This window comes from Streptomyces sp. BE20, from assembly GCF_036322525.1.
In the GTDB taxonomy this organism is placed as follows: domain Bacteria; phylum Actinomycetota; class Actinomycetes; order Streptomycetales; family Streptomycetaceae; genus Kitasatospora.
The window spans coordinates 1-543 of record NZ_JAQYWW010000032.1 but is presented as its reverse complement, the minus strand read 5'-3'; the positions used below and the strand labels follow the sequence as shown (position 1 = coordinate 543).

At 72.9% G+C, this 543-nt stretch carries 1 protein-coding gene; it reads left to right on the top strand.

The genetic code is table 11. From position 1 onward, the window contains the following. A partial coding sequence (locus PUR61_RS00115) for an IMP dehydrogenase (RefSeq protein ID WP_329874331.1) occupies window positions 1–543 on the top strand: 543 nt, incomplete at both ends.

Below are 543 nucleotides of genomic sequence, written 5' to 3'. Positions count from 1 at the left end.
CCGGGCGCGATGTGCACCACCCGGATGATGACCGGCGTGGGCCGTCCGCAGTTCTCCGCCGTCCTGGAGTGCGCCGCCGAGGCGCGCCGGCTCGGCAAGCACGTCTGGGCCGACGGCGGCGTCCGCCACCCGCGCGACGTCGCGATGGCGCTGGCCGCCGGCGCCTCCAACGTGATGATCGGCTCCTGGTTCGCCGGCACCTACGAGTCGCCGGGCGACCTCCAGGTCACCGCCGACGGCCGCCAGTACAAGGAGTCGTTCGGCATGGCGTCGAAGCGGGCCGTGAGCAACCGCACCTCCCAGGACTCCTCCTACGACCGGGCGCGCAAGGCCCTGTTCGAGGAGGGCATCTCGCACTCCCGGATGTTCCTGGACCCGGCCCGCCCGGGCGTCGAGGACCTCATCGACTCGATCGTGGCCGGCGTGCGCAGCTCCTGCACCTACGCGGGCGCGGCCTCCCTGGAGGAGTTCCACGACAAGGCCGTCGTCGGCATCCAGAGCGCCGCCGGCTACGCCGAGGGCAAGCCGCTGCACTCCAGCTGG